The organism is Flavobacterium nackdongense (genome assembly GCF_004355225.1).
Classification (GTDB): Bacteria; Bacteroidota; Bacteroidia; order Flavobacteriales; family Flavobacteriaceae; genus Flavobacterium; species Flavobacterium nackdongense.
Window position 1 is genome coordinate 634,015 of the sequence record NZ_CP037933.1, and the last position, 18,619, is coordinate 652,633.

The window sequence follows — 18,619 nt, forward strand, 5'->3', positions numbered from 1 at the left end:
AATTTTATCAAATGACATTCCCTTTTCAGTTTCAAATCTCTGGTCAAGCATCCTATTGGCATTTTATCTTTGAAACACTTGCTTTTTTTGTCGGCATTCGATTGTACTATTTCCAAAAAAGAAAAATACAAGATCCTATATCAGAAATTAACCGATTATACATTCTAATCGGCGCAATGATTGGTGCATTATTAGGTTCCCGAATTATAGCAATGCTAGAAAATCCATCTGAAATTACCAATCAAACCCTATTGGTTTTCTACCAAAATAAAACCGTTGCCGGTGGGTTTCTTGGCGGATTGTTTGGCGTGGAAATCATTAAAAAAATGATTGGAGTAAAAATCGCATCGGGTGACATTTATGTAATTCCGATTGTCGTCGCGCTATTTATAGGCAGAATGGGTTGCTTTTTAATGGGAATTGCTGAACCCACTTATGGCATCGAAACTACTTTTTTTACAGGAATGAATTTGGGAGACGGTTTAAAAAGACATCCTGTAGCCTTATACGAAATGGCATTTATGGTTATACTTTTGATCCTTTTTCAACTGCTTAAGGGCAAATCATTAATCAATGGTGACCGATTCAAATTGTTTATGGTTTTGTACTTTTTATTTCGATTTTCAGTAGAATTTATAAAGCCTTATCATTCTTTATACTTACATTTGAGCAGCATTCAATGGAGTTGCTTATTAATATTTGGATATTATTGGAAGTTTATATTGCGCTTAAAAAACCTAAAATAAAATTAATGAAAACCCGAGATTACATCTATTACGATTACACCAAGAGCCTTTGCCCAAACTGCTTGGCACTTATTGATGCCAAAATAGTCTTTCAAGACGGTAAAGTTTATATGTTAAAACACTGCAAAGAACACGGCGAAATGAAAGCGATGATTGCAGATGATATCAATTATTATAAGCAAATTAGAAACTATAATAAGCAATCGGAAATGCCTTTGAAATTCAATACTAAAGTACATTATGGTTGTCCTTATGATTGTGGTTTGTGCACCGATCACGAACAGCATTCTTGCTTGACAGTAATAGAAGTTACCGATAGATGTAACCTTACATGCCCAACTTGTTATGCCAATTCGTCTCCCAATTATGGCAGACACCGAACTTTGCATGAAATCGATAAAATGTTTGATGTTGTTGTAGCCAATGAAGGAGAGCCCGATGTGGTTCAGATTTCAGGAGGAGAACCAACCGTACATCCAGATTTTTTCAAGATTTTGGATATTGCCAAAAGCAAACCTATCAAACATTTGATGTTAAATACTAATGGCATTCGAATCGCCAAAGACATCCATTTTGTGGAAAAACTGGCCTCTTATATGCCTGATTTCGAGATTTATTTGCAATTTGACAGTTTCAAACCTGAAGTGTTACAAAAATTGCGAGGAGAAGATTTAACTTATGTTCGTAAAAAAGCCATCGAACATTTGAATCAATTTAATATTTCGACAACGCTAGTAATAACAATTCAAAAAGGGGAAAACGATGACGAAATTGGACAACTAATTGACTATGCTTTACAGCAAAAATGTGTACGAGGCATAACTTTTCAACCCACACAAGTGGCGGGAAGAAATGACAATTATGACGATACTTCGGGAAGAATAACGCTGACAGAAGTTCGAAGGAAAATCTACGAGCAATATCCACTTTTCAAACCCGAAGATTTAATTCCCGTTCCCTGTAATCCTGATGCTTTATGTATGGCGTATGCATTGAAAGTGGATGGCGATGTTTTTCCGATGACACATTTGATAAATCCGGAAGATTTACTGAATAATTCAAAAAATACCATTGTTTTTGAACACGATGAAAAACTTAAGACGCATATGTTAAATCTCTTTAGCACTGGTATTTCGGTAGATTGTGCCGAAGGTGAATTCAACGAATTAATGTGTTGTTTGCCAAGGGTCCAATCGGATTCACTGCATTATGACAATTTATTTCGAATTCTGATTATGAATTTTATGGATGCTCACGATTTTGATGTTCGTGCAGTCAAAAAATCCTGTGTGCATATTGTTAGTGATAAAATGAAAATAATACCTTTTGAGACAATGAATCTGTTTTACAGAGACCATAAAATTGACGATATTCGAGAAAAAATGAATCTTGTTTAACAAACTTAAAAATAATAGATATGGGTATTATATGGACAATAAGTGCATTAGTGACTTTACTAAGTGCATTCACTTTTATGATTGGTTTTTTTATGCAATTTTCTGAAAAGAATAAAAAATTTGGATTGCAATTGATCCTCTATTCTTTGATTGCATTCGTAATTGGTTTTGGAACTTGTTTTGCAACTTTCTCATTAAATTAATTATAGAATTTGACAAAAAGAAATATAGTCCAATTTAAGAAAATTACGGTTTGTTGACCAAAAGAAGTAGTTGGTTTAATTTTCACAACAATTGTTCTTTTAAATTTTTTTTTCTTTCTTATTAACCCTACTTTTACGATTATAAAATTTTTTAATAACTATATCATTTTTTAAAACCAAATTTACCATGACTTCAGACAGTTCAAAAACCAATTGGGGGCAATTTATACCCCTAGTAACCGTTTTCTTCTTTTGGGGATTTGTTGCCGCAAGTAACGACATCTTAATTCCAGTTTTCAAAAAAGCCTTTGATTTAACTCAAGGACAAAGCCAGTTTGTCTCCATTGCTTTTTACATCTCATACACAGTCGGCTCCTTATTATATATGGGTGTTTCCTTATTGATTGGGAAAGATTTAGTCAATAAAATAGGCTACAAGAACGGTCTTGCCTTAGGATTGGTCATTTCGGCTTTAGGTACTTTATTATTTTATCCTGCAGCCAATACGGGTTCATACCCATTAATGCTTGCGGGTTTATTCACCGTTGGTTTAGGATTTTCATTACAACAAACCGTTGCTAATCCGCTAGCTATTGCTTTAGGCCCAATAAAAACAGGTTCACAACGATTAACTTTAGCCGGTGGAATTAATAATTTTGGAACCACTATAGGCCCACTAATTGTGAGTTTTGCCATATTTGGCGCCGCCGCTTCAGGCAATACAGATATGAGTATCGAAAGTGTAAAAATCCCCTATTTGATTTTAGGATTGGCTTTTTTATTAGTGGCTGTTTTGTTGAAATTTTCCTCTTTACCGGAGCATCCGGAAACGATCGAAGAAACAGTGGAAGAAGGCAGTTCGTCTAAAAATTCTGCGCTGCAATATCCGCAATTGGTTATGGGAATGATCGCTATTTTCCTTTATGTGGGCGTTGAAGTGTCAACTGCTAGTAATCTGCCTGCTTATATGGAGACCAAATTAGGTTTTGCTATTGGCGACATTGCACCTTATATTTCCTTGTATTGGGCGAGTTTGATGATTGGTCGTTGGACGGGAGCTGTAGAGGCATTTACGGACAATATGAGCACTCAAAAAATACTACGTTTCATTGCTCCTTATTTAGCCTTTGGTGTTTTTCTATTGGTCAATGCTATTGCCAAACATGACTTAACTCCCTTCTATGTTTATGGATTAATCATTTTAGTACTTATTGCCGCTGATATGGCAAGTAAAGGAAATCCTGCTCGAATGTTACTTATTTTTTCTTCCCTTGGAATTGTTGCCTTATTTACAGGAATGGCTACTAGTGGAATGATTAGCGTTTATGCCTTTACTAGTGTAGGTTTGTTTTGTAGCACGCTTTGGCCTTGTATTTTCACTTTGGCGGTGAGCGGTTTAGGAAAACACACCAGTCAAGGAAGTAGTTTCTTGATTATGATGATTATGGGTGGTGGAATTGTAAGTTGGTTACAAGGTTTTGTTTCTGATAGCGTTGGCATTCAAAGTAGTTATATTGTCGGTGTTATTTGCTTTGCCTATTTAGCATTCTATGCTTGGAAAGTGAGTGGAATCTTGAGAACTCAAGGTATTGATTTTGACCAAAAAATTAGTGGAGGACATTAATAAATTTGGTTCTATTGGGTTTTGTGTGAGAATTAATTTAAACCACATAGAAAAGTAGTCGAAATTGTTAAAAAAGATTGTCATAGAAAATTATTTTTGCACATAGGACTATGAATACTATGCAAAAGCGAAGCTTTCTAAAAACAAAAACTATATTCTGATAGCTACCGGAAGCATAATAAAAACTATGTGGTAAAAAAAACTTCACAACATTTCCAGTAAGACCATAACTTTGACTATAAAGCATAAAAAAAGGACTCGAAAACGAGTCCTTTTTTTATTTGAGAAACAACCTAGATTGATTCTTCTGCTTCTTTTTTTGCTTTTTTCTCCTTGTAAGCTTCCCAAGTTGCTCCACCTACCCAGTAGGAAACGAAACCAACTAAGAAAAACATCAACCAGAATCCGATGGTAAGAACGGTCAAGAAAAGTAAAAAGCCTAAATACTGTGTAAAATCAAACATTTTTTCCGGAATTTTTGAATGTAGGTACAAATGTATGTTTAATATTTTTTCTTAGCAATAAAATGTTGATAATATTTAATAATTCGGATTAAATTATAATAATCAAAACATTTGAATTTCATTTCATTAAGGGCATTCATTCCTTTTGTTATATTTGCTATGATTTAAGTATAAGCTTTGTGGTATTAATTTCTATTAATGGAATATCTAAACATAACTTTTCATATCTTTTCCTTGCTGTTGGCTTTACTTTCAGCATCTTTGCTTTTATGGGTAAATCAGGAAAGAAAACACAATAACCGACTTCTAGCTTTCGTCCTAATTATTTTTTCTTTACAAAGCCTGATGCAGATTTTATTTTATTCTAGAATTATTTTGATCACCCCCTGGTTATTGAGGGTTTTTGCTCCATTTTCATTTCTATTAGGCCCATTAGTTTTTGTTTATATTCGTTCCATTTTGAATGATGAATTAAAATTTAAAAGGCTTGATTGGATCTTACTTATTCCAGCAATTTTAGTCTTTATTAATTTTATACCTTTTTATTTATTGCCGAGTGTTGAAAAAATTGAATACTTAAATAAAAATTATTATAGTAAAATAGGAATTCAAGATATAGGTGAAGGTATTTTGCCTAACATACTATATTATTGCCTAAGAATTTGCTGGTCTGGCTATTTCATATTTAGCGCATTCAAATTAATTTATCAATTCTGGAAAAGCAAAACAAATGAATTACTAGATCAAAACAAGATACTTCTCAAATGGCTTTTTACCTTCAATAGTTTAGTATCCACAATTTTAATAGTGGCCATTTTGAAAGTTTTTGTTCCAACTATAAATAATACTCATATTACAATTGCCGATATTATACTTGGCGCAACTTTTCTATATATCTGTTTAAAACTTTTTACGAGTCCGCAAATATTATATGGTCTATATTTACCTATATCGACAAGTAATAAAAGTAATCTAATTGAAACTATACAATTTCAAACAAATCATAATAATGAAACCGGGTTTGTTTCTATAAATGATTTTTCAGGAAAAACTTCCACTAAAATTGGAAAACTAAATTTTGAACAATCTATTCAGTGCAACTATAAAAATTCAATTGCAAACTATTTTCAAAGGGAAAAGCCATTTCTTCGAGCAGATTATTCTCTTAATCAATTTGTTTATGATCTAAAAATTCCTCGTCACATTCTATCCGCATTTATTAATCGAGAATACGGAATGAACTTCCGTTTGTTTCTTAATCACCAAAGGATTGATTATATGATTAATAATCTTGATAAACCCGAGTGGGAGAAATTTACAATTGAAGCTATTGCAACGGAATGTGGATATACTAGCCGAAAAACTTTTATAAAAAACTTCAAAGAGATAACAGGGAAAACCCCATCTGAATTTCTGAAAAACAGTGAAAAAATAAAATTAGCAAACCTACTAACCACTTGTTTGTTAACCTTATTTATTGCTGGATAAACTCCGTTAAGGCTAATTATTTTACGTTTTGAAACAAATATTATTACAAAACGAAACATTGAAACGCCTAAACCGAGTCTTTTTTTCTGTATTAGTAGCAACTTTGTTAATTAGTTACAACACTTCCTATCTCATTATCATCCCATACTAATCAAACCATCCTTTAAAATCGTATCATTATGAAACATTTTATTACTTCTGCATTGTTTTTTCTAGCAGTACTCGTTCAAGCTCAAAGCAAAATTTTAATTAATAATGTTCAAATTTTTAACGGAAAAGACAACAAGACGGTCAGTGGAAATGTGCTGATTGAAAATAACCTTATTACCAAAATTTCGTCAAGTCCTATTATGACTGATAAGAGCGGTAATACTAAAATCATTGATGGTAAAGGTAAATTTCTGATGCCCGGATTAATTGATATTCACATGCACGAAATGTTGTCTGCTTCTACTTTATCACAAATGCAAAATGGTGAAGTTGGTGCTGCATTTATCCGAGCAGGAGTTGAAGCTGGTAACATTTTGCAACGTGGCTTTACCTCTATTCGCGATTTAGGGGGTCCTATTTTTGGGGTTAAAAAAACAATTGATGATGGGGCAATATCCGGTCCAAGAATTTGGCCAAGTGGCCCTATGATTTCACAAACAGCAGGTCATGGTGACTTTAGAGGTATAAATCAACGCCCAGTTGGCCTAGGTGGAAGTTTGGATCATTCTGAAATTATTGACGCTTGTCTAATTGCAGATGGTAAAGATGCTGTGCTCGTTGCCGTACGAGAAACTCTAAAAAGAGGTGCTTCGCAAATTAAACTTTGTGCTGGTGGTGGCATTTCATCGTCATTCGACCCCTTAGATGTAAGTCAATTTACAGAAGAGGAAATTCGCGCTGCTGTTGAGGCTGCTGAGGATTGGGGTACTTATGTAACAGTTCATGCTTTCACTTCACGAGCCGTAAATAAGGCCATTGCTGCTGGTGTAAAATGCATTGAACACGGTCAATTATTAGATGATGCCACTATGAAACTGATGGCCGACAAAGGGATTTGGCTTAGTATTCAGGCATTAGATGAAGAAGGTCGAGCTGATTTTAGCGAAGAACAAAAACGACAAAAAGCAGAAGTCGCTAATGGAGCGGATGCGGTAATTAAGATGGCAAAAAAATATAAGGTGAAAATGGCCTGGGGAACTGATGTCTTTTTTAATCCGGCCATCAATAAAGATCAGAATACCTACATTGCTAAAATGAGTAACTGGTTTACCCCTTTTGAAGTACTCAAACTAATTACCTCAGATAATGCCCAACTCCTTACATTATCTGGCAACAGAAGCCCGTACAAAGAAGGTAAACTAGGCGTTATAGAAGAAGGTGCTTATGCCGACATGATCTTAGTGGACGGTAACCCGTTGCAGGATATCAATATAATGGTAGATTACGATAAAAATTTTCTGTTAATAGTCAAAGATGGGGCTATATATAAAAACACCTTAAATCAATAAACTTTATTGTTTCTAAATATAAATATTATGAAAAAACAAATTTTACTTTTGGGATTATCACTTATTTCTTTGGTTTCTGTCGCTCAGCCAGCTAAATGTGATTCTGTTGCAGTTCTGCTTATGGATCGTATGAGTGATTTTATTGGCGAACTACAATCATGTAGTTATAAACTAAATGTTGGTGAAGACTTTAGTGGAGAAGACAACTTTATGCTGAAAAAATTTAGTGAAGATCTGGTTTACATGGTTGGCCCTGATAAGATGTTAGTAAGTAAAAAGGGTAGTAAAGGGCAGCAAAGTTATTTATACAATGGAACCCAATTGGCTTATTATTCACATGACGAAAATAATTTTGGAATTATTGATGCACCAGACAATATTATCGAAACTATAGAAAAAGTGAATTCAGATTATGATATAGAATTTCCTGCAGCTGATTTCTTTTATCCGGCATTTACAGATGATTTAATTGAAAATAGTAGTCAAATTAAATACATAGGAAAATCTATGGTAAACGATACGGAATGTTTTCAATTGCTGGCCATAGGAACAGATTTTGATTTTCAATTTTGGATCAGTAATGATGCCTTTAACTTACCAATGAAATTTGTATATGTTTACAAAAACAAAAAAGGTTCTCCACAGTATGAAGGTACTTTTAGTGAATGGAAAATTAACCCCGTTTTTCCAGATTCAATGTTTAATTTTCTTCCTCCTCCTCAAGCAATACAAATCAGAATAGCATCTAAATCACTAAACTAAAACTTGGCAACTATGAAAACAAAAAGATATCATATCGCATCTTTATTGATATTCCTCATATCTCTTTTATTAACTTCGGCTCAATCAACGGCACAAAGAGGAAAACACGGAGGAGGAAATCGCGGAGGAGGGGTTTCTTCAATGTCACGACCATCAGCCCCATCAAGACAAGCAGCTTCTAGACCCAATGCATCTAGACCTACAGCATCTGGCTCACAGACAAGAAATAAAAGCATCAATGGTGGAAGCGTTAAATCATCGGCTAGATTACAGCAAAATAGGCAAAATAACAATTCAAACCAACGACCCAATTTAGGAAATAATAATTCAAATAACAGACCCAGTGTTGGACCCAATAACAATTCCAGCAACCGACCTAATTTAGGAAATAATAATTCAAATAACAGACCTAGTCTTGGAAATAATAACAATTCCAATAATCGTCCAAATCTGGGCAATAATAAACCAAATAAAAAACCTAATATAGGAAACAATAACAATATTAATATCAATGTAGATAAAAGTAAAAATATCAAAATTAATAACAGTCGCAACACTTCCGTTAGACGAAATAGTAATATTCATTACAATCGGTCTCCATATCGTTATGGAGGATATAGATACAATTGCTATCATCCGTATCGCTACCATTCTTACAGACCTTATTATTATGGATCACATTGGCACCCTTGGGGATTTTTTATGACAACTCTGGCTTTAACAGCCATCGTAGTAAATGTAGCGAATCAGCCAGAACCCTATCATTATGATAATGGCGTTTGGTATCAAGCAGGAAATGGCGGTTATACAGCAGTTGCCGCGCCTGTAGGTGGAACCGTTGTCAATATCCCTGAAGGTGCTGAAACAGTTAATACTGGAACAGTCAATAATTATTATTATGGTGGAACCTATTATGAAAAATCGGATGGTGGCTATACTGTGGTGGCACCTTCAGCGGGAACGATCGTCGATCAGTTACCTGAAGGTGGTGAAGAAGTCAAAATTGGAGATGTCACTTATGTTCAATTTGGAGAAACGTATTACCAACCTGTTCAAGTAAATGGTAAAGATAAATATGAAATTGCACTTGTAGAAAAAGAATAAGTTTTCATCACGTTACAACCGCTAATTTAAATAGTTCTAATTCATTTAAAAAACCAAAAAACCTCACTTGTATCAAAAAAAGTGAGGTTTTAACGTTATAAATACTGGTCTAACTATCTCGACAACAATTCAAAAACCTGATTGGCGATTTCAATTTCTTCATTGGTTGGAATGACCAAAATTTTAGTTTTTGATTCCGGGGTATTGATTTCTCTGATTTCTTTGGAACGAGGCGCATTTTTTACGGAATCCAATTCAATACCAAAAAATTCCATATCCTTACAAACAAGACTTCGGATGTACGACGAATTCTCTCCTACCCCTGCTGTAAAAATAATAGCATCCAATCCGCCCAAAGCAGCCACATAAGAGCCAATATATTTTTTGATTCGATAGGCATTCATCAACAATGCCAATTGGCACTCCTTATTTCCATTTTCAGCTTCTGCTTCAATATCTCTCAAATCACTAAAGCCGGTTAAACCAAGCATTCCGCTTTGCTTTTGAAGCATCGTGTTTACTTCGGCAAGGGAATAACCCAAGGCATTTACCATGTGGAAAATCACCGATTGATCCACATCACCACTTCGGGTTCCCATCACCAATCCATTCATTGGACCAAAACCTAAACTGGTATCGATACTTTTTCCATCTTTAATAGCCGTCATACTGCAACCGTTTCCTAAATGGATGGTAATAATTTTCGAAGATTTCTCTAAAAAATTGATGGCTTTTTCAGATACATATTTATGGCTTGTGCCGTGAAAACCGTACACTCGTATTTTATTATCCGTTAATAGATAATTTGGAATGGCATATTTGTAGGCTTCAATTGGCATAGTTTGATGAAAAGCAGTGTCAAAAACGGCAACTTGCGTCGCTTTGTCGAAAATCTCCTCAGCTACCACAATTCCTTCATAGTTGGCAGGATTATGCAAGGGAGCCAAATCAAAAAGCTGTTTTATCTTTTCTTTCACCTCATTGTTGATAATCGTTGTATTCGAAAAACTGCTGCCTCCGTGCACCACACGATGACCTACTGCGGTTATTTCGTCTGTAGATTGTATGACCCCCACCGTCTCGTCCATCAACAAGGTGGCTATTTTTTTTAGGCCTATTTTATGATTTTCAATCGGTATTGTTTTTTCTATTTTATTGGTTTGGGTGACATAACTTAAATTCGATGTTTCCAAGCCAATTCTGTCGATCATTCCTGAACAAATAATCTCCTTAGAGGGCATTTCGATTAATTGGTATTTTATAGAGGAACTTCCTGAGTTTATTATAACTATTTTCATTATTTATTTATTTTCTTGCCACGATCCCGATACCTATCAGGACTAAGTCGCAAAGTTTTTTAGTATTTAATTTTTGAAATCTGAAATCTGCAATCTAAAGTCCTTGTGCTTGAATAGCTGTAATGACAACCGTATTGATAATATCATCAACCGTACAACCACGGCTCAAATCATTTACCGGTTTGTTCAATCCTTGCAACATTGGACCAATAGCCAAAGCTCCAGTTTCTCTTTGGACTGCTTTGTAAGTATTGTTTCCTGTATTCAAATCAGGAAAAACCAATACGCTGGCGTGTCCTGCTACTTCTGAATTTGGCATTTTGCTTTGACCCACTTCTAAATCTACTGCGGCATCGTATTGAATTGGCCCTTCAATTTTCAAATCAGGACGTTTGCTTTTTACAATTTCGGTGGCAGTCCTTACCTTATCTACCTCGTCTCCTTTGCCCGAAGAACCTGAAGAATACGACAGCATCGCCACTTTTGGCTCAATGCCGAACGCCAAACTCGAATCGGCTGATGAAATTGCTATTTCTGCTAATTGTTCCGCTGTTGGATTTGGATTGATGGCGCAATCGCCAAAAATAGAAACTCTGTCCTCTAAACACATAAAGAATATAGAAGAAACTACCGATGAATTTGGCTTGGTTTTAATGAATTGCAAAGCGGGTAAGATCGTATGCTGTGTGGTGTGTGCAGCCCCAGAAACCATACCATCTGCGTGGCCTTTGTACACCATCATCGTTCCAAAATAAGAACCGTCTTGCATTAAATCTTTGGCGATTTCCACGGTCATTTTCTTTTCTTTTCGCAACTCATAATAAGTATTGACGTAATCATCGTAATTTTTGTCTTTTCTCGGATTGATGATGTTTACTTTAGCAAAATCAATGTCTAAACCTAATTCTACAGCTCTACTTGCAATTTGTTTTTTGTCGCCAAGAATAGTGATTTCCACTACATCCATAAACAATAATCTTTCGGCAGCAATGAGGATGCGATCATCATTTCCTTCGGGCAGCACGATATGTTTGCGGTGTTTTTTAGCTCTTTTCACTAAATTGTATTGAAACATTTTCGGGGTCATTCCTTCGACTTCAAATTCAATGAATTTTTCAGTTAAACTGTCTAAATCCACATGTTTTTCGAACGTATCAATCGAAGTTTCAATTTTTTGTAAGTTATTGGCATAAATTTTAGGTTTGATGTCCCCAATTTTATTGGTAATGACATACGTGCCTTCTTGCACCGCAATAATCGGTACCACTGGTGAAAGCCCTTCAATCAATTTCAGAATCGTTTCTTCCGGGATAATATTTCCGGTGAGCACAATCCCTGAAATCGAAGGATAATTTACCGATTCATTGGCTTGTAATGCCCCTAAGATAATATCGGCTCTGTCGCCAGGCGTAATTACTAATCCATCTTCTTTCAAATGCATCAAATAATTTCTGAGTTGCATAGCACCTACGCTAAAACTGGATATTTGATTGTTGAGATAGGCTTCGCCGAACAAAACCTGAGCCTCCAATTCGTTTACGATTTCCTGAATCGTGATGTTTTTCAAACTTAAAATCATTGGAATTGCATCGACCAAAACGCCTTCGGGAAGGCTTTTTTTCAATCCAGATTTAATCATGTCGATATTTTCGGCTTGTACTTTATTGGCAATAACCGATAAGACTTCAACGTCTTTCAATTTGAATGAATCATAAGCTAAACGCAGGCTGTCCACTAATTCATCTAAAGTTTTTCCGACACCCGTACCCACAATTATAGCAGGAATTCCAAGGTTTTTAGCAATCAGTACATTCAAATCCATTTCGATTGCTGTACCTTCACCCATAAAACTGGTGCCTTCTACTAAAACGAAATCAAATTTATCCTCGAGTTGCTTGTATTTTTCGATAATCAAATCGAGAACCTCTCCAAGTTTGCCTTTGTTTTTCTTCTTGATTAATTTACTTTTCTTAATAGCAAAAGCATCAGTATATGACATATCCAATGCAAAATGTCCTATTACAGTTTCGATATGATTGTCTTGTTGACCTTCTTCAAAATCCTCGACTATTGGCCTAAAATAGGCTACTTTAGCAGTTTTGCCTATAAGCATACTCATTAAACCTAGAGTAACAATCGATTTACCACTATCTTCCTCGCTAGTTGCGATATATATCGCTTTATTCATTGTGTTTATTTTTATTTTTTATTAATCTGATGTTTATTTGGGCATCCTAAGATACTAATTTTAGGAATCAAAACCAATTCCTTTTTTTGAAATAATAGAGCATTCCGAGCACAATCAAAGCCATCCCACCAATCACGGTATAATAGCCGTATTCGTATTTTAATTCGGGCATAAATTCAAAATTCATCCCATAAACTCCTACAATAAACGTAAGGGGAATAAATATTGCCGAAACGACCGTCAAGGTCTTCATAATCTCATTCATATTATGGTTTTGGGCCGAGAAATAAAAATCAGAAGCACTGTGTAGTGAACTCATATCCGATTCTATTTGCTCTAACAACTCTAAACTTTTTTGATGCAATCTCGCAAAAAAACTAAAATTATCTTCCTCAATAGCATTAAAAACATTGTCATCTTTCATGCTTTTGATATCGTATAATGAATCTCGAAGTGGCGTGATGGCCCGCTTCAAAAAGTTAAAATTATCTCTGTGTTGTTCAATTCTTTCTAATACAATTGGACCGGCATTGCTCTTAGTAAGATTGATTAGTTCATCGATTTTATCTTCTTCATTTTCGATGGTGATGTAAAAATTTTCCATAATCGCATCCAAAAGAACGTACAACAAAAAATCTGCTTTTTTGGTTCGAATAATTCCCGATTGTGCTCTCAATCGGTCTCGAATATGAGTAAAAAAATCACTTCTTTTTTCTTGAAACGAGATTAAAACCCCTTCTTTTATCAAAAAACTAATTTGCTCAGCGCTAATCGTCTCCGAATCACCTGCCGGTAATAAGGATTTTATATTGAAAAAAAGCAAATCGTGCTGTTCTTCGATTTTAGTTCTTCGATTGGTATTCAAAATATCGGCGAGCATATAATCCTCAACTTTGAAAAAGCGACCCATATTTTTTATTAAATCTAAGTCATTCAATCCGTGAACATTAATCCAATTTGTTTTTTGAACATCTATCGAATTTTCCAAATCAGAAAAATTAAGCTGTTGATATTCAGTAATATGAAATTGATCATACACAAACAATTGCATTTCTGAATCGGTCCGTTTGTGAATTCCAGTATATTCTAAATTGAACTGCTGAAGTCTTCTGCCCTTTTTATATTTTATTTTTCTCATCTATAAAAATTAATGTAGTAATATTACGAAAATCTTTTAAAATGATACCTGACTTTTTTGATTTGTTGGAAATAGTAATAAAAATATAACATTTAGTAGCATAACTATTCAAAATACAAAAGTATATAGAAATTAAAACTTCTTTTATGAGAATAATCATTTGGATATTATAAAAATAGTGTTATAAACCTATAAAGAAATTACACCTGAGACCTATTAATACCAAACAAAATTATATTTAACCCAATCTGAGGAGTCTGTTTGTCATGCTGCAAAGCGTCCCTACTCTCGGGTATAGCGACTCCTCCGGACTGACCAATAGCCTGGTGTTTTGGACTATTATATTTGCGTTTTTGTATAAAAAAAAACCGAGCCATTGCTGACTCGGTTTTACTTTTAAATAGATCTCGATAAAAATTGGGATCAGCGATTCAGAGGCCAATGCGGCTCCTGGCTCGTTCGCTAAAACAGTTCACTGAACTGTTTTTTAACGCTCCGCCCTATTTTACCTCTTCGAATTCAACGTCTTCTACGTTGTCTCCTTGTGGTTGCTCTCCTTGTGGTTGTTGAGCACCACCTTGAGCTTGTTCTCCTTGTGCATACATCGCTTCAGTAGCTTTTTTCCAAGCTGCGTTGATGTTATCAAGCGCCGTTTGGATAGCTGGAATGTCTTGAGATTGGTGAGCCATTCTCAATTCAGTCAAAGCGTACTCGATAGCCACTTTGTTTTCGTCTGTCAATTTTTCGCCAAGTTCTTTCAATTGAGACTCAGTTTGGAAGATCATTCCGTCTGCTTCGTTCAATTTTTCAGCTCTTTCTCTTGCGATTTTGTCAGACTCAGCGTTCGCTTCAGCATCTTTTTTCATTCTTTCGATTTCTTCAGCTGTCAATCCAGATGAAGCTTCGATACGAATATCGTGAGATTTACCAGTTCCTTTGTCAGTTGCAGAAACTTTGATAATACCATTAGCATCAATATCAAAAGTTACTTCAATTTGTGGAACACCTCTCGGTGCTGGTGGAATACCATCTAAGTGGAAACGACCAATAGTTTTATTATCAGCAGCCATTGCTCTAGCACCTTGCAATACGTGGATTTCAACTGTTGGTTGAGAATCTGCAGCCGTAGAGAATACTTGCGATTTTTTAGTTGGAATAGTTGTGTTAGACTCGATTAATGTAGTCATCACTCCACCCATAGTTTCGATACCTAAAGATAAAGGTGTAACGTCTAATAACAATACATCTTTTACATCTCCAGAAAGAACTCCACCTTGAATAGCTGCTCCAATAGCAACAACTTCATCAGGGTTTACACCTTTAGACGCTTTTTTACCAAAGAATTTCTCCACCTCTTCAACGATTCTTGGGATACGAGTAGAACCTCCTACCAAGATCACTTCGTCGATATCAGAAACTGATAAATTAGCATTTTTCAACGCTTTAGCCACAGGAGCCATAGAACGTTTTACTAAAGAGTCAGTTAATTGTTCGAATTTAGCTCTAGTCAATTTTTTAACCAAGTGTTTTGGTCCAGAAGCAGTAGCTGTAACGTAAGGCAAGTTGATTTCAGTTTCAGCAGAAGATGACAATTCAATTTTTGCTTTTTCAGCAGCTTCTTTGATACGTTGCAAAGACATAGGGTCTAAACGCAAATCGATACCTTCTTCCGCTTTGAATTCGTCAGCCAACCAGTCAATAATTTGGTGGTCAAAATCATCTCCTCCTAAGTGAGTGTCACCATCAGTAGATAATACTTCGAAAACTCCGTCACCTAATTCAAGAACCGAGATATCAAAAGTACCTCCACCTAAATCGTAAACAGCAATTTTTTGATCTTTACCTTTTTTATCTAAACCATAAGCTAGTGCAGCAGCAGTTGGTTCGTTGATAATACGCATTACTTTAAGACCTGCAATTTCACCAGCTTCTTTCGTAGCCTGACGTTGTGCATCATTAAAGTAAGCAGGAACGGTGATAACCGCTTCAGTAACTGTTTGACCCAAATAGTCTTCGGCAGTTTTTTTCATTTTTTGAAGTGTCATTGCTGACAATTCTTGAGCAGTGTACAAACGACCATCAATATCCACACGTGGTGTATTGTTGTCCCCTTTTACTACTGAATACGGAACTCTTTTTGCTTCTTCAGTGATTTCAGCAAAAGAATGCCCCATAAAACGTTTGATAGAAGCAATAGTCTTAGTTGGATTAGTTACTGCTTGTCTTTTTGCAGGATCCCCTACTTTAATTTCTCCACCTTCAACAAAAGCGATGATAGATGGTGTAGTTCTTTTTCCTTCTGCATTAGGAATAACTACTGCCTCGCTACCTTCCATTACAGAAACACAAGAGTTGGTAGTACCTAAATCAATTCCGATTATTTTACCCATTTTTAATATATTTAATTTTTATTGAATACTCATTTTAACGGTTCGAGTTGCAATAGTCAATCTTTGTGCCAAGACAAAAAACCCAAATAAATTGTCAGTTTATTCTAAAATTGGCGGAAAATAATATGACAAGATGACATTTAGATTTTGGATTGCAGATTGCAGATTTTAGATTGCAGATTGTCAAACCGGCCTTTTTCAAACAAAAAAACATTGCATAAAGACAGCGTTTTTTGACCCGAGCGATAGCGAACTGGCGAAGCATTTTAGATTGCAGGTTTCAACTTGTGGATTGGATTTTTAACCCTGTCATTGCTAGGAGCTATTTCCAGCTGTACACTATATTTCTTGTGGCGAACGCCGCCACAAGAGGATGCCGTTTCCATCTGGGCTAGGGACATCGAGTAAACCAAATGATTTGTATAATTTAGATAATTTAATTTGAAGAAATAACTTAGATTTGCACTACTTACAATTGCAATACAAATGACAAACACAATAGCAAAACCCTTTTTGAAATGGGCTGGCGGTAAAACACAGTTAATCAACGACATTCAAAAAATCATACCTAAAGAAGTTGTTTCTCAAAAGTTTATCAACATTGTAAGTACAGAATACAGGAATTTTTATAATAATGCAGCACAATGAAACAGAATGAAGCCGTTATTTTAACGATAGAAAAACTTGGAGGAGTGGCTACACTTGGACAATTAAACCAGGAAGTTTTTAAAATCTCTGATTGTGAATGGAAAACAAAAACCCCATTTGCTAGCATTAGGCGAATTGTACAATTAGATAAAAACATCTATAAAATTAAACCCGGTTTATATGGTCTATTAGATTACAAAGTAAAAAATGAAAGTAAAGGAATTATTGAGATAACTGATGAAAACAAAAATTCAAAAGAAGCTATCGATTTTAATCATTCCTATTTTCAAGGTTTATTATTGAAAGTCGGAAATTTAAAAGGATTCAAAACCTTTGTTCCAAATCAAGATAAAAATAGATTGTTTTTAAATGAAAAGCTTGTGGACATTCGAACTTTAGATGAAATTCCGAAATATTCTTATCCTAAATTAGTCAATAAAAGTGCATCGGTTGATGTGATTTGGTTTAACGAAAGAGAAATGCCACACTCCTTTTTTGAAGTTGAACATTCAACGGATATTCAAAATTCATTACTTAAATTTAATGAATTACAAGACTTTTATTCAAGAATGGTAATCGTTGCAGATTCTAAAAGAAAAGAGGAATATTTGAAAAAACTAAAATATTCCTCTTTTACTAATTTAGTAAATCAAAATAGAGTTTCCTTTATGGATTACGAAGCATTGAATAAACAATACGAAACAGTCATCGAGCAACAGCATTATGAATTCTTGCTATAAAATTAAAAAAATTGAAATATGAAAAAATACATATTTATTTCAGCCGAAGGCACAACCGAAGCACCAAACGATTTATACGAAGTAAATAATATGCAAGTTATAGGAATTGTGGAAAATGTTGCTAATGAAGATCAAGCATTACAAAAACTTTTAATTGAAAATGAATGGATAATAGATGCAGAATTCAATGTTGCCGAATTCATTGTTTATGAAATCTTATAACTTCAAATCCAAATATCTACCATCTATTCCCGAATTTTTTAATGCTAAAGCATTCTCTCTTCCATAAGCAATAAATACGCTTGGTGCTCCAGGAGTTCCTGCTTGAACACCAGTTACGTGATAAAATCTAATTCTTCCTTTTACAAATAATAGCGCATCGGCATCATTCCAAATATGTTCAAAAAAACATTTCGTTTCGGTTCTCGCAAAAATTAATGCTATTCCATTACCGTGATTTTTCAATTTTTCTATCCACAATTCCATTCCCCTTCCATAGGGTGGGTTTAAATAAACTCTACCAAACCATTCTTTAGATAAACCATCATCAATAGTCGTAAAATTATTATTTGCGTGTAAAAAAGGAGCATCTATCGGACTACAAGGGTCTAAATCAAATTCGCCTAATTTTAATACTAAATTGGGAGGAGTCAACCACTCCACTTTTGTGTTTTCGCAACGTTCAAACGATGTATTCATAAGATTTATTTGGTGCAAATATTAGATCAATATTTTGATTTTACAAATGTAATGTGATCATTTTCAATAAATTATAAAAAATTAATAAAATCTATTGAATTACAACGTGTTATATTTTTAGTTATCAAAATACACAAAGTATCGCCGAACAGATTTGAAAAAAAATACTAAAAAACGCAAAAACCTATCATTTTGTATTAGTGCTAATTAGCGTCCTGAATTAGTAAACTC

General features: G+C 34.7%; 16 protein-coding genes. 10 read left to right on the forward strand and 6 right to left on the reverse strand.

From position 1 onward, the window contains the following. The first annotated feature begins 11 nt into the window (after positions 1–11). The 3 genes from E1750_RS02525 (at position 12) to E1750_RS02535 (ending at position 3,970) form a co-directional block, all read left to right on the forward strand. Positions 12–746 (forward strand): prolipoprotein diacylglyceryl transferase, encoded by a 735-nt coding sequence (locus E1750_RS02525; RefSeq protein ID WP_133275253.1) that lies wholly within the window; start codon positions 12–14, stop codon positions 744–746. A 5-nt stretch (positions 747–751) separates the two neighbouring features. Beyond that, positions 752–2,143 carry a radical SAM protein gene (locus E1750_RS02530; RefSeq protein WP_133275254.1) on the forward strand — a complete coding sequence of 464 codons (1,392 nt, stop codon included), beginning with the start codon at positions 752–754 and terminating at the stop codon, positions 2,141–2,143. Positions 2,144–2,533: 390 nt separating this feature from the next. Then, entirely contained in the window at positions 2,534–3,970 is a 1,437-nt protein-coding gene (locus E1750_RS02535) for an MFS transporter (protein ID WP_133275255.1), read from the forward strand. A 293-nt stretch (positions 3,971–4,263) separates the two neighbouring features. On the opposite strand, the gene E1750_RS17690 is transcribed toward E1750_RS02535, so the two are convergent. Continuing rightward, positions 4,264–4,434 (reverse strand): hypothetical protein, encoded by a 171-nt coding sequence (locus tag E1750_RS17690; protein ID WP_165697995.1) that lies wholly within the window; start codon positions 4,432–4,434, stop codon positions 4,264–4,266. A 198-nt stretch (positions 4,435–4,632) separates the two neighbouring features. Here E1750_RS17690 and E1750_RS02540 point away from each other — a divergent pair, with 198 nt between their 5' ends. The 4 genes from E1750_RS02540 (at position 4,633) to E1750_RS02555 (ending at position 9,287) form a co-directional block, all read left to right on the forward strand. Beyond that, positions 4,633–5,922 carry a helix-turn-helix domain-containing protein gene (locus tag E1750_RS02540; protein ID WP_133275256.1) on the forward strand — a complete coding sequence of 430 codons (1,290 nt, stop codon included), beginning with the start codon at positions 4,633–4,635 and terminating at the stop codon, positions 5,920–5,922. Between the two features lie 179 nt (positions 5,923–6,101). Beyond that, entirely contained in the window at positions 6,102–7,421 is a 1,320-nt protein-coding gene (locus E1750_RS02545) for a metal-dependent hydrolase family protein (RefSeq protein ID WP_133275257.1), read from the forward strand. A 27-nt stretch (positions 7,422–7,448) separates the two neighbouring features. Beyond that, positions 7,449–8,183 carry a DUF2092 domain-containing protein gene (locus tag E1750_RS02550; protein WP_133275258.1) on the forward strand — a complete coding sequence of 245 codons (735 nt, stop codon included), beginning with the start codon at positions 7,449–7,451 and terminating at the stop codon, positions 8,181–8,183. A gap of 12 nt (positions 8,184–8,195) precedes the next feature. After that, positions 8,196–9,287, forward strand: a complete 1,092-nt coding sequence (locus E1750_RS02555) for a DUF6515 family protein (protein WP_133275259.1) — start codon at positions 8,196–8,198, stop codon at positions 9,285–9,287. 113 nt (positions 9,288–9,400) lie between these two features. Here the strand turns inward: E1750_RS02555 and E1750_RS02560 are convergent, their stop codons facing one another. The 4 genes from E1750_RS02560 to dnaK form a co-directional block, all read right to left on the reverse strand. After that, positions 9,401–10,585 (reverse strand): acetate/propionate family kinase, encoded by a 1,185-nt coding sequence (locus E1750_RS02560; protein WP_133275260.1) that lies wholly within the window; start codon positions 10,583–10,585, stop codon positions 9,401–9,403. 94 nt (positions 10,586–10,679) lie between these two features. After that, positions 10,680–12,773, reverse strand: a complete 2,094-nt coding sequence (gene pta, locus E1750_RS02565) for a phosphate acetyltransferase (RefSeq protein WP_133275261.1) — start codon at positions 12,771–12,773, stop codon at positions 10,680–10,682. A gap of 67 nt (positions 12,774–12,840) precedes the next feature. After that, the gene (gene corA / locus E1750_RS02570; protein ID WP_133275262.1) at positions 12,841–13,911 is read right to left on the reverse strand and encodes a magnesium/cobalt transporter CorA; all 1,071 of its coding nucleotides are present in this window, start codon (positions 13,909–13,911) and stop codon (positions 12,841–12,843) included. 500 nt (positions 13,912–14,411) lie between these two features. Then, positions 14,412–16,301, reverse strand: coding sequence for a molecular chaperone DnaK (gene dnaK / locus E1750_RS02575; protein WP_133275263.1), 1,890 nt, complete (start codon positions 16,299–16,301; stop codon positions 14,412–14,414). Between the two features lie 486 nt (positions 16,302–16,787). On the opposite strand from dnaK, the gene E1750_RS17695 reads away from it, so the two are divergent. From E1750_RS17695 to E1750_RS02585, 3 genes are read left to right on the forward strand one after another with little or no spacing between them, the layout of a single operon-like run. Next, on the forward strand, positions 16,788–16,949 hold the full coding sequence (locus tag E1750_RS17695) for a hypothetical protein (protein ID WP_165697982.1): 162 nt from the start codon (positions 16,788–16,790) through the stop codon (positions 16,947–16,949). Next, positions 16,946–17,689, forward strand: coding sequence for a hypothetical protein (locus E1750_RS02580; protein WP_133275264.1), 744 nt, complete (start codon positions 16,946–16,948; stop codon positions 17,687–17,689). Before E1750_RS17695 ends, E1750_RS02580 begins: the two co-directional genes overlap by 4 nt. Positions 17,690–17,707: 18 nt before the next feature. Beyond that, the gene (locus E1750_RS02585; protein ID WP_133275265.1) at positions 17,708–17,911 is read left to right on the forward strand and encodes a hypothetical protein; all 204 of its coding nucleotides are present in this window, start codon (positions 17,708–17,710) and stop codon (positions 17,909–17,911) included. Here E1750_RS02585 and E1750_RS02590 read toward each other — a convergent pair. Beyond that, positions 17,906–18,388, reverse strand: a complete 483-nt coding sequence (locus E1750_RS02590) for a DNA N-6-adenine-methyltransferase (protein ID WP_133275266.1) — start codon at positions 18,386–18,388, stop codon at positions 17,906–17,908. The genes E1750_RS02585 and E1750_RS02590 overlap by 6 nt on opposite strands. Between the last annotated feature and the right edge of the window lie 231 nt (positions 18,389–18,619).

What these genes read in the sequence shown, in the direction of transcription:
- E1750_RS02540 (WP_133275256.1), top strand. Translation starts at nt 4,633, where the DNA reads ATGGAATATCTAAACATAACTTTTCATATCTTTTCCTTGCTGTTGGCT.
- E1750_RS02555 (WP_133275259.1), top strand. Translation starts at nt 8,196, where the DNA reads ATGAAAACAAAAAGATATCATATCGCATCTTTATTGATATTCCTCATA.
- E1750_RS02545 (WP_133275257.1), top strand. Translation starts at nt 6,102, where the DNA reads ATGAAACATTTTATTACTTCTGCATTGTTTTTTCTAGCAGTACTCGTT.
- dnaK (WP_133275263.1), bottom strand. Translation starts at nt 16,301, where the DNA reads ATGGGTAAAATAATCGGAATTGATTTAGGTACTACCAACTCTTGTGTT.
- corA (WP_133275262.1), bottom strand. Translation starts at nt 13,911, where the DNA reads ATGAGAAAAATAAAATATAAAAAGGGCAGAAGACTTCAGCAGTTCAAT.
- pta (WP_133275261.1), bottom strand. Translation starts at nt 12,773, where the DNA reads ATGAATAAAGCGATATATATCGCAACTAGCGAGGAAGATAGTGGTAAA.
- E1750_RS02530 (WP_133275254.1), top strand. Translation starts at nt 752, where the DNA reads ATGAAAACCCGAGATTACATCTATTACGATTACACCAAGAGCCTTTGC.
- E1750_RS17695 (WP_165697982.1), top strand. Translation starts at nt 16,788, where the DNA reads ATGACAAACACAATAGCAAAACCCTTTTTGAAATGGGCTGGCGGTAAA.
- E1750_RS02535 (WP_133275255.1), top strand. Translation starts at nt 2,534, where the DNA reads ATGACTTCAGACAGTTCAAAAACCAATTGGGGGCAATTTATACCCCTA.
- E1750_RS02580 (WP_133275264.1), top strand. Translation starts at nt 16,946, where the DNA reads ATGAAACAGAATGAAGCCGTTATTTTAACGATAGAAAAACTTGGAGGA.
- E1750_RS02590 (WP_133275266.1), bottom strand. Translation starts at nt 18,388, where the DNA reads ATGAATACATCGTTTGAACGTTGCGAAAACACAAAAGTGGAGTGGTTG.
- E1750_RS17690 (WP_165697995.1), bottom strand. Translation starts at nt 4,434, where the DNA reads ATGTTTGATTTTACACAGTATTTAGGCTTTTTACTTTTCTTGACCGTT.
- E1750_RS02560 (WP_133275260.1), bottom strand. Translation starts at nt 10,585, where the DNA reads ATGAAAATAGTTATAATAAACTCAGGAAGTTCCTCTATAAAATACCAA.
- E1750_RS02585 (WP_133275265.1), top strand. Translation starts at nt 17,708, where the DNA reads ATGAAAAAATACATATTTATTTCAGCCGAAGGCACAACCGAAGCACCA.
- E1750_RS02525 (WP_133275253.1), top strand. Translation starts at nt 12, where the DNA reads ATGACATTCCCTTTTCAGTTTCAAATCTCTGGTCAAGCATCCTATTGG.
- E1750_RS02550 (WP_133275258.1), top strand. Translation starts at nt 7,449, where the DNA reads ATGAAAAAACAAATTTTACTTTTGGGATTATCACTTATTTCTTTGGTT.